This window comes from Kordiimonas pumila (assembly GCF_015240255.1).
Classification (GTDB): domain Bacteria; phylum Pseudomonadota; class Alphaproteobacteria; order Sphingomonadales; family Kordiimonadaceae; genus Kordiimonas; species Kordiimonas pumila.
Map to the genome: position 1 here is coordinate 2,981,921 of NZ_CP061205.1, position 10,648 is coordinate 2,992,568.

General features: G+C 44.6%; 6 protein-coding genes and 1 tRNA gene. 2 read left to right on the forward strand and 5 right to left on the reverse strand.

The features are described from left to right. Positions 1-121: 121 nt before the first annotated feature. Positions 122-1,072, forward strand: coding sequence for an AraC family transcriptional regulator (locus ICL80_RS13180; RefSeq protein WP_228073527.1), 951 nt, complete (start codon positions 122-124; stop codon positions 1,070-1,072). 3 nt (positions 1,073-1,075) lie between these two features. Here ICL80_RS13180 and ICL80_RS13185 read toward each other — a convergent pair whose 3' ends face one another. From ICL80_RS13185 to ICL80_RS13195, 3 genes are all read right to left on the reverse strand, one after another. Then, positions 1,076-2,311, reverse strand: a complete 1,236-nt coding sequence (locus ICL80_RS13185) for an aminotransferase class V-fold PLP-dependent enzyme (RefSeq protein WP_194212996.1) — start codon at positions 2,309-2,311, stop codon at positions 1,076-1,078. 84 nt (positions 2,312-2,395) lie between these two features. Beyond that, the gene (locus ICL80_RS13190) at positions 2,396-4,243 is read right to left on the reverse strand and encodes an SLC13 family permease (protein ID WP_228073529.1); all 1,848 of its coding nucleotides are present in this window, start codon (positions 4,241-4,243) and stop codon (positions 2,396-2,398) included. Between the two features lie 261 nt (positions 4,244-4,504). Then, entirely contained in the window at positions 4,505-6,370 is a 1,866-nt protein-coding gene (locus ICL80_RS13195) for a methyl-accepting chemotaxis protein (RefSeq protein ID WP_228073531.1), read from the reverse strand. Between the two features lie 384 nt (positions 6,371-6,754). Here ICL80_RS13195 and ICL80_RS13200 point away from each other — a divergent pair. Beyond that, a tRNA-Thr gene (locus ICL80_RS13200) sits at positions 6,755-6,830 on the forward strand. A 264-nt stretch (positions 6,831-7,094) separates the two neighbouring features. Here the strand turns inward: ICL80_RS13200 and ICL80_RS13205 are convergent. Beyond that, complete coding sequence (locus tag ICL80_RS13205; RefSeq protein ID WP_194212997.1) at positions 7,095-9,341, reverse strand: TonB-dependent receptor; 2,247 nt, start codon at positions 9,339-9,341, stop codon at positions 7,095-7,097. A gap of 157 nt (positions 9,342-9,498) precedes the next feature. Next, complete coding sequence (locus ICL80_RS13210; protein WP_194212999.1) at positions 9,499-10,644, reverse strand: acyl-CoA dehydrogenase family protein; 1,146 nt, start codon at positions 10,642-10,644, stop codon at positions 9,499-9,501. Positions 10,645-10,648: the final 4 nt, after the last annotated feature.

Sequence of the window (10,648 nt, forward strand, 5' to 3'; positions counted from 1 at the left end):
TCTCCTTTAAGGTCATGCCTCTAGCATCGTAGCCCACTCCTTGCAGATAAATACACAAAGCTTTCCATGCATTGCCTATTTCTACAAATAAATAACAAATGAAAGATTTCGGATATATTCAATGATATATAATAGTTATAAATTACCCTTGAAAATGCTGGAAATTCCCAAAATGGCTCAAAACGACCTAACACAGCTGATTGAAAAATACTCCATTACAGACAGTGTCTATCAAACTGAAATACCATCACTCCGCCTGATCAAAATGCTTTCTGCCAATATCAAGATGCCAACGATTTACAACCCGTCGCTCTGTATCATTGCGCAAGGGGAAAAGTCTGTCTCACTCGGCGCTGAAGCCTTTAGCTACGGTCCATCGCAGTATCTTGTTGTATCTGTTGATCTGCCTATTATTGGCCAGATCACAAAAACAAGCATCGAAAAACCTTATTTGTCCCTCCAAATTGATATAGACCCCCACCAAATTGGGGATTTAGTCTCTCAAGCCACCCTGAAGCCATCTGCTAATACATGCAGAGGTTTGTTTGTTGGCAATACAGACAATGCCATGGCAGACAGCGTCCTCAGGCTTGTAAAGCTACTTGAAACCCCGGCAGATATACCTGTTCTGGCACCACTTGCCCTGCGTGAAATATATTATCGCTTATTAAACAGCCCATACGGTAACGAAATTGCCCAACTCACCCTGAATGGTAGTAATATTCAGCGCATATCCAGCGTTATTCAATTACTGAAAGAAAACTTTACAAAACAAATTAGAATTGAAGATATGGCAGCTACTGCAAAAATGAGCCTGTCCTCTTTTCATAACCATTTTAAAAGCATTACGGCCATGAGCCCGCTGCAATACCAGAAGCGCTTGCGCCTGACAGAAGCGCGGCGCATCATGCTCGTGAATGATACAGACGCTGCTAGTGCAGCTTACAGTGTAGGCTATGAAAGCACGTCGCAGTTTAGCCGCGAATATGCCCGCATGTTCGGTGCCCCTCCAATGAAAGACATTAACACTATTAAAGGCAAGCCTTTAGAGCAAATGGCTCTCGCGGAATAACACCTAGATAAGCCTATCAAGAGCATCAATAAGCTGTGCCACATCATTTGCTGATGTATAATGAACCATTGAAAACCTTAAAACACCTAATGATGGGTCGATATTCAACGCTTTAAGAAGACGATACGAATAAAAGTGCCCTGCCCCACAGAAAAACCCTTCCAAGCCAAGCTTTTCAGCCAATTGCAGGGGTTCATACCCTTGCACCGTTATAGATACTGTCGGCGCTCGGCCTTCTGTACCCTCAGGACCAATAACACGGACAGATGGATGCTGGTTTAGATATTCTATAAGCGGCGCTAAAAGGCTCGCCTCTGCATCATGTAACAAAGACCTTACCGCAGTTGCCTTCTGTTCAGGGCTAGTCATACCTTTCAACCCAAAATGGTGCACGTAAAGACTTTCAAAATAATCTGCCACCCCTTTTGTGGCAGCTATTTGCGCATGGTCCGGCCCAGCTGGCATCAGGCGCTTTTCTCGAATGTCTGCATTAAAAAAATGCCCCTCATTACCAAGCAGCTCAGCCATGTCTCTACCAATAACCATCACACCCTGGTGTGGGCCATAAACTTTATAGAGTGAAAAGAGATAGATATCAGCCCCTAGCTTTTTAAAATCAGGTAAACCGTGGCCCGCAAATGAAACGCCATCCACAATAGTTCGAATGCCATAGGCTCGCGCTAGACGGCAAATTTCAGCAACCGGGTTAATTTCACCCAGAATATTAGAGCAATGCGGAAAGACCAGCAGCTTGGATTTACTTGTAAAGATATTCTCTAGTGCCTTAACATCAAGCTTACCATTCTCTGGGTTTACCTGCCATTCGCGCACAATCACCCCGCGGTCAGCAAGCCGGCGCCAAACGCCAGAATTGGCCTCGTGATCCTGATTAGTAACAATAATTTCATCACCTGGCTGTAACCATCGATGCACAGCATTCGCCAGCACATAAGTGTTCTGTGATGTTGAAGGTCCGAAATAAATATCGTCCGCTGAAACATTAAGCCATGGAGCCAAAGCACTATAGCCTTCATCCATCCAGTCACCCGCCTTAGATGACGCAGAATTGGGGTAATAAGGCTGCAATTTAAGCTGGCGAAAATAGGTTTCAAACCGGCCCATTACCTGCTTGCACATATAGGAGCCGCCAGCATTCTCAAAGAAAGCAGTTCCTTGCAAACTTGGCTCGGCAAAAGCGGGGAATTGCTGGCGAACAAAATCCAAATCAAGTGTAGGCATAAGACATCCCTTTATATGATAATTGGCATTAAGAGTAAAATTAACCAGATGTAAATGCTACTACAACACAGATTGCAACATTGATCACAGTGGCCATAACATAGGAATAAATACCGTTGCAGCGATCCAAAAAATAATGTTCAGCGGCACACCTATTTTCACAAAATCCATAAACTTGTAACCACCAGCATTATAAACAAATGTATTGGTTTGGTATCCAATAGGCGTTGCAAAACTGGCACTCGCCGCAAACATAACCGCCACCACGAAGGGGCGTGGGTCCACACCAAGCTGATGAGCAAGCCCAATAGCAAGAGGTGTTATGAGAATGGCTGCTGCGTTATTACTCATAACCTCTGTCAGCATTGAGGTTATGAGATAAACAGCCGATAAAACCGCGACAGGACCAAGGCCGCCAATCAGGCCGGCAAATCCATCAACAACCAGTTTGGCGGTACCGGTTTTTTCCATAGCAGTACCAAGTGCAAGCATCCCAAAGATAAGAAACAATATATTCCACTGGATGGCACCGTAAGCTTCATCTGATTCAAGGCAGCCAAGCAACACAACCATAACCGCCGCTATAATAGCGAGACCGGCAATCGGCAACACTTCAAACGCTGCCAAGCCCATAACCAGTAAAACCGCACCAAACGCAATTGGTGCCTTTGTGCGGCGATACGGCCGTTCCGTTGGTGTGGAAAGATTGATAATTTCACCGCTATCAAAAAGCCTATTGATACCACCAGCCGTGCCTTCAATGAGCAAAGAATCGCCAACACGTAGGCGCACATCAGCAAAGTCCAGGCCAAGGTTTTGGCCGTGCCGGTGGATCGCAAGCACATAAACACCATATGTACGGCGCCAGCCCAAGTCCTTAACCCGCCGACCAATCGACGCAGAATCAGGGCCAACAATACTCTCAACTATGGTTGTTTCCTTTGTCGCGATTGGTTCAATCGGGTGTGCTTTTCCCTTACCACCAAAGGCGACATCGCCCGCTTCACGGAGGCCAATCATATCCCGCACTTTGCTGCGTATAACAAGCCTGTCACCCGCCTTGATCGGGGTTACCTCCATATCATAGCGTAGGGATAGGTCTTCTCTGATCAAGTCGATCACCTGGAAACCACGTACTGCTGTAAAGCCAGCAGCTTTAATTGTTTGCCCAATCAGCGGAGAGTTTAGCGGGATCAAAACTTCTGCCATAAACTTGCGGTCCAGCCCTGTTGGTAACATGGACGCAAGTGTTTCCCGATTTGGGAGTAACCAGCGGCCCACAAAGAGCATATAGCTTATGCCAATACCTCCCATAATCAGACCAAGCAAGGTTATCTCAAACACACCAAATGGGGCGATACCATTTCTCTGTGCTACACCATCAACCAAAATGTTGGTTGATGTACCTATCAATGTTGTTGTGCCACCAAATATGCAAGCAAATGACAAGGGAATCAGCAGTTTGGACGGTGCTATTTTCATGGCACGTGCCAGTGAAATAACCACGGGAGTTAAGATAACAACAACAGGTGTGTTATTGATAAAGGCAGAGAAAACCATCACTCCCAGCATCAAGGCACCTGTCGCGAGAATGGTTGATGTGCTGGCAGTTTTTGCAACCATACGCCCCATGCTGTCAATAGCACCCGTACGATCAAGTGCCGCACTTAATACAAACATGGCCCCGACAGTTACAGGAGCACTACTGCTAAAAACCTTTAAAAGCTCTGATGTATCCAGAATGCCGGTTAACAACAGTATAACAACGGCACCCATTGCCACCACATCAGGCGTCAATTTTTCACGGATAAATCCAAAAAACACAACACAAACGAGCACTAAAACAATTATAATATCAATTGTTACATTTTCCATAATATTGCCCAACGCCAGATACTCTCTGCCATAATATAGCATGCGAATATTTTCCACACCATCTGCTCTCAGCGCCCAGAATGCAATTCCATGCGTGCCACCTTGAGCATTCAGTGCGACATTATGCTATATAACTACTAAGTCAATAGGGATATAGAATTTATAAATGAAAAATTCAAACCAGACATTGGCCCGCCCCCTGCAGGGGGCGGCAAATATAGGATATATAAAAGGTCTTAGAATGCCTGTTGGTTAAAGAAAGATAAGCCACAAGTGAAAGCTCTATAAAAATCAAACCTGCAGCTCACTGGAGCGGCCTTATCGCTGCAAGCTACGGTACAGATCAATGCTTTCCTGTGCTTGTGTATTTGCCTCAGCAACATCGCCTGAGAGCTCTGTTAAGCTTTGGCTTACCTCGGCAACAGCGCCTGATGCTGTTTGCATATTCCCTGATATTTCATTCGAAACAGAACTTTGCTCTTCAACAGCACTCGCAATACCAACAACGCTGTCCTGCAGTTCGCTCACAGCATGCTTAATTGCCCCAAGCCGATCCACAACCTCCGAAGACACATTTTGCATTCTGGCAATCTCGTCGGATATCTGATTAGTTGCCTGCCCCACCTGGTTTGCAAGGTTTTTCACTTCACTTGCCACCACAGCAAAACCTTTGCCAGCCTCACCTGCCCGAGCAGACTCTATCGTAGCATTAAGCGCTAACAAATTAATCTGCGAGGCAATATCGTCAATCAAAGTCACAATCTTGTTCATAGCTTCTGCTGCCACTGTCAATTCGTGTGTGGATTTCCCTGCAGCTTCGGTTTCACCAAAAGTTTTCTCAGCTGATGTCCGGGCATAAGAAACACTTTGCGCAATTTCTTGTATAGAAACATTCAGTTCCTCTGCTGCAGAGGCTACAGTCTGCACAACCATATCTGTCTGTTCAGAAGCACCAACCGCCGTGCGCGTTTTGCTGTTAACATTAACAATGATATCCAATATTTTAGCAAGATTTTGGTCAACCAGCGCGGCTACACGCTCCTGCTCAGCACGCACTTTTACCATATCTGTTATGTTACTTGCAAATTTGACAACCTTAAAAGGCTTACCATCAGGGCCTATGATGGGGTTATATGTTGCTTGTAACCAAACCTCTTTGCCGCCTTTGCCGCTGCGTTTATATTCACCACTCAGGTATTTACCGCCCCTTAAGGTTTCCCAAAATTCTTGATAAGCCTCAGTTTGACTGTAGCTTGCTTCCACAAACATGCTGTGGTGCTTGCCGCGCACTTCATCAAGCGAATAGCCCACGGCCTTTAGAAAATTATCATTAGCTGTAATGATGGTCCCGTCAGGATTAAACTCAATAGAAGCCTGAGCCTTGTCCAGCGCCTCAACCTTACCTTCAAATTCAGCACTTTTTAGCTTCTGTTCCGTAATATCTACCGCAAACTTAACTACCTTGACTGGCTTACCGTCATGATCAAAAATAGGGTTATAACTGGCCTGCAACCAAACACTGCGCCCTCCTTTTGCTATTCGATTATATTCACTACTAAAGTAGTGACCACTTCGTAAAGTTTGCCAAAAGTCTTGGTACTCTGCAGTCTGACTATAACCCTTATCCACAAACAAGCTGTGGTGCCGACCTTTCACTTCATCAAGCGAATAGCCTACGGCCCTCAAAAAGTTATCATTGGCTGTAATGATGGTGCCGTCCAGTTCAAACTCTATAACTGCCCAAGCTTTATTAAGAGCAGCCAGCTTACCACCTGCATCCACGCTCATGGCCTGTGTACTAGTAATATCTGTAGCGAACTTCACAACTTTGTTTACTGCCCCTCCTCGCCCAAATACAGGTACATAAATTGCCTGCAACCAAAGAGGAGCCCCACATTTAGTCAGTCGTTTAAAAGTGGCTGATTGAGGCTCACCTCTTTTAAGTGCAGCCCAAAATGCCTTATAAGCAGGATCTTCTAAATATGCTTTTTCGACAAACAAGCCATGATGGCGGTCTTTTAACTCTTCTAATTTATAGCCAAAAACATCCAAAAAAACCTGGTTGGCATTTAGAATAATACCATCAACAGTAAACTCTATCATGGCCTGAGAACGGGACAAAGCATCTAGAACCGCATCAGTTTTTTTGTTGGCTGATGAAGCGGATCTTAAAATATCAAGCATAAAAAACTTCCTTACTGTCCAGATAAAACCGAACACCTTTACTTATACCCTCACCACCCCCGCAACTATCATGTCTAAATGGTTGGTATATAAAATAATAGATTCGGCTTTACTTTGCGAGCCTAAAAAAACAACGTATTATTACATCTTAAATATTTGCATTATATTTATTCATCAAAGCCTTAGTGAAATTTATAAGAACTTGAAAACGTGAGTACATGATTAAGCTTGCCTTTTCTTGAAAAGAAAAACAGCACACAACAGCATAGAAACCTGCAGAAGTATAAAAAATTTCCAAACTGTCATTTTTTCTCTTGCGCCACAGGAATGATCGCATTATATCCAAGCCCGACCCCAAGGGTACCAGTTTCCAAATGTGGAAATGCCGGCATAGCTCAGATGGTAGAGCAGTTGATTTGTAATCATCAGGTCCCGAGTTCGATTCTTGGTGCCGGCACCACTTTTAGCTTTTGAAATTAAATGGTTAAGAGTTACCCAGTGCATATTATATGCAACCGCATGGGCACATACATCATCATAACGAGAAGAATAGCCTCTGGTGAGAACTTATTATCAAATAAAGTTTCACGTCACATAACATAGAGGGACTGATAGTGAGCTACAACAGCCAGCATCAACATGTAATCCAACAATTCTCAGTAAAATAATACAAAGACGCACCAACTGAACCAATCATCGTTCAATTGATGCGCCCTAATGTAGATTAGAACATATACGAGAGAGAAATACCGTAAGTACGCGGTGTATTATACCAAACGTTCTGGTAGCCAAAGAGCCCAACCTCAACAACATCAATAATATTCACCTCGTTGGTTAGGTTTCGTGCCCAAAGGGATGCTTCTATGTTTTCGCCCTTGCTGGTCCATTTCAAACTGGCATTAAGGTTTGTCGTTGCACCTTCACTACTGATTTCGTCTAGCTCACGTTCGTCATAGTAACGATTGCTTGTGTAACTAAAGTCACCCCGCAGTGCAAAATCACCTATCTCTGTTGGCAGAGTATACGTCGCCACTAAATTAAGCTGCGTAGACGGTGCCCCAATTAGCTTATTCCCGCTCAAATCCTCAACCGTGGCGCCATTTGCCCGGGTAAAGTTTTTATATTCGCTATCAAGGAAACCAGCACTAACACCAATTTCAAGATTTTGTGTTACCAGTGCCTGTAATTCAAACTCAAGGCCTTTTACCTCAGCGTCTGATGCATTTTCAATAAATTGCTGACCAGCGGCGTTGAAAGTAAACACCTGCAGGTCACTATAATCATAAAGAAATGCCGTTGTGTTAAACCTAACTCGCTTATTTAGGAGCGTTGTCTTCAGGCCCGCTTCATAGCTTAGAATAACTTCAGGGTTATAAATTTCAGCAGCCCCAAGCGGGTCATTAAAAGCACCCGTATTAAAGCCGCCGCTTGTAAAACCACGGTTCATGCTAATGAAGGCCAAAATGTCATCACTAATTTTATAATCAAGCGCTGCACGACCTGACCATTCTGACCAGCTTTCCTCTAGCTGAACATCAAAAAGCGGCCCAGGGAAAACTGATGTACGGGCTGAATCTGTCGCATAAGACTGATGGTCAACATCCCGCTTCTCATAGTTAATCCTACCACCAAGTGTCAGGGTAAACTTGTCAGTTATGTCGTATGAGCCCTGCGCAAAAGCAGCATAGGTATCTGTATGCTGAACATAGAACTGATTAAAAGCATCAAACCCAAGCGCAAAATTAACCGATGCCATGTTATAGAAGTTGTTTACGTCACCCTTTTCCGTGAATGCAAACGCACCAATCAGCCAAGAAAAGGCACCATCATCCGGTGAACTGAGGCGAATTTCCTGAGAATAAGAACGGAAGGTTGATGGACCCCAGTCGATTGTAAAGATCGTTGATGGCGCCCCGTTACCTTCCTGTAAAACATGGCGTTTTGATTGCTCAAAACCCGAAACCGTGGTGATTGTATAACCATCACCAAAGCTAAAATCACCTACAAGAGAAACACCGACCAAATCAATTTTCGCAAACGTGTCACCCTCATATGTATTTACATAAGGATCTGGATTCGGATCCTGATAGCCAAGGATATCCACGCCGTTACCCGCAATAATATCAGCTGCAGATAACTTCACAAACTGTCCACTTCCAAGAGCAACTGGATCAAAAATACCGCGGTGAACGCTGTTATTATGTGTTGAACTTGAACCACCACCGTGAATGTTTAGTTTCAGGTCAACATCTGCGTTTGGCTGCCACCTTATAATACCACGTGCAGCCCATTCATCGATATCGTTTACTTTTTCACCGTTTCTGGCATCAGTTAAATAGCCATCCCGCTTGCTGTACGTGCCTGCAACTCGTGCCGATAATGTTTCACTAAGGGGCACTGTCGCAGCACCCTCAAATTTCATGGCATCATAATTACCGTAGCTTGCGCTTACATAACCGTCTGTTTCTCCGTCCATTTCAGGCAGTTTCGAATAAACAGAGATAGCACCGCCAGTTGCATTTTTACCGTACAGTGTTCCTTGCGGACCACGCAGCACCTCAATTCGTTCCAGATCATACATCTGGAACAATTGGCCTGAAGGCGCTGAGAGGTAAACCTGATCAAGATAAACTGCAATTTTGCTTTCTGCGGTTTGGTTAAAGTTATTATTACCAATACCCCGCATGAAGATTTTCGGACTAGATGTTCCCCAAAGCGCACTAATATGCAAATTTGGTGCAACAGCAGATAGGTCTTCTATATCTTCAAAACCACTTTCACGTATACGTTTGGCATCAAGCGCAGATACCGCCACAGGAATATCCTGCATCGATTCCTGCCTGCGCTGCGCTGATACAACAATTTCTTCAATCGCAAAAATGTTTTGTTCTACTGTACTCTGAGCGGTACCTGTGGTGGATAGTACCATTGCTGGCAGTGCAGCCAGAACAGCATATTGTGAAACTTTCATTGGTCGTTCCCCTTCCTGATAATCCCCTTGTCCGCAGAAATATTCACCCCAAATATTTCTGCTATATACTGGTTATCAAAGATATTGAAATAACCCCCACCCAGTAGGGTGGGAAAACGCCTGAAAGCTGATTAATTCATTATTTCCAATATTATATTCAAAGACTGCGGCCAATAATTTCGCGCATAATTTCATTAGTCCCGCCAAATATTCTGGTAACACGCGCATCTTTCCAAAGGCCTGCAATCGCATATTCAGTCATATAGCCTGCTCCGCCGTGCAACTGAAGGGCGGCGTCACAGCATTTCCACTGAAATTCAGTGTGCCATAATTTAGCGGCTGATGCCTCCGTTGCTGTCAGATTACCGCTCACATGGCGGGCCAGTGCCCAATCAATATGCGCCCAACCGACCTGTAATTCTGTTTTTAGATCCGCGAGCACAAACTTGGTGTTTTGAAACTCTATTACCTTTTTACCAAATGCACTGCGTTCTGACGTAAAGGTAACCGCTTCCATGAAGGCGCGCTGTGCTGAAGCTTGCGCATAAATGGCAATTGAAAGCCTTTCTTGCGGCAACTGATTCATAAGGTTGGCAAAGCCTTTTCCCTCATCCCCAAGCAAATCGCTTTCATCCACGTGGACATCTTCAAAAAACAGTTCACACGTGTCAGAACAGTGTTGCCCAATCTTTTCTAATGGGTTGCCGCTTTTAACGCCCGTCAAGCTGGCATCCACCAGAAAAAGGCTAACACCCTTTGCTCCCGCCGATGGGTCTGTTTTTGCGGCAACAATAATAACATCGGCATGCTTGCCGTTCGTAATGTATGTTTTGCTGCCATTTAAGACAAAACCATTACCGCTTTTTTTGGCGGATGTTCGAATTGCCTGCAAATCAGAGCCAGTGGAGGGCTCTGTCATCGCAATCGCACCGACAGCCGCACCGCTTACCATGCCCGGCAACCACCGGTTTTTTTGTTCTTCTGTGCCGTATTCAAGAATATAATCTGCCACAATGTCGCTATGTACCAGCACAGCTGGCGGAAAACTCTCGAACCCTAACTCTTCCGCAACAACAGCATTATAGCTAAAATCAAGACCTAGGCCGCCATATTCTTCTGGTATTTGTGGACACAGCATACCCGCTTCACCGCATTTAAGCCAAAAGCTACGATCCACCATGCCCTCAGCCTGCCAACGTTTCAAATTGGGGCTAATTTCCGCCGCAATAAACTTACAAATACTGTCGCGAAATTGCATGTGAGTATCGTCATAAACTTCACTAACAGAGCGCTTTAATTGCATAACT

What these genes read in the sequence shown, in the direction of transcription:
- ICL80_RS13180 (WP_228073527.1), top strand. Translation starts at nt 122, where the DNA reads ATGATATATAATAGTTATAAATTACCCTTGAAAATGCTGGAAATTCCC.
- ICL80_RS13185 (WP_194212996.1), bottom strand. Translation starts at nt 2,311, where the DNA reads ATGCCTACACTTGATTTGGATTTTGTTCGCCAGCAATTCCCCGCTTTT.
- ICL80_RS13195 (WP_228073531.1), bottom strand. Translation starts at nt 6,370, where the DNA reads ATGCTTGATATTTTAAGATCCGCTTCATCAGCCAACAAAAAAACTGAT.
- ICL80_RS13205 (WP_194212997.1), bottom strand. Translation starts at nt 9,341, where the DNA reads ATGAAAGTTTCACAATATGCTGTTCTGGCTGCACTGCCAGCAATGGTA.
- ICL80_RS13210 (WP_194212999.1), bottom strand. Translation starts at nt 10,644, where the DNA reads ATGCAATTAAAGCGCTCTGTTAGTGAAGTTTATGACGATACTCACATG.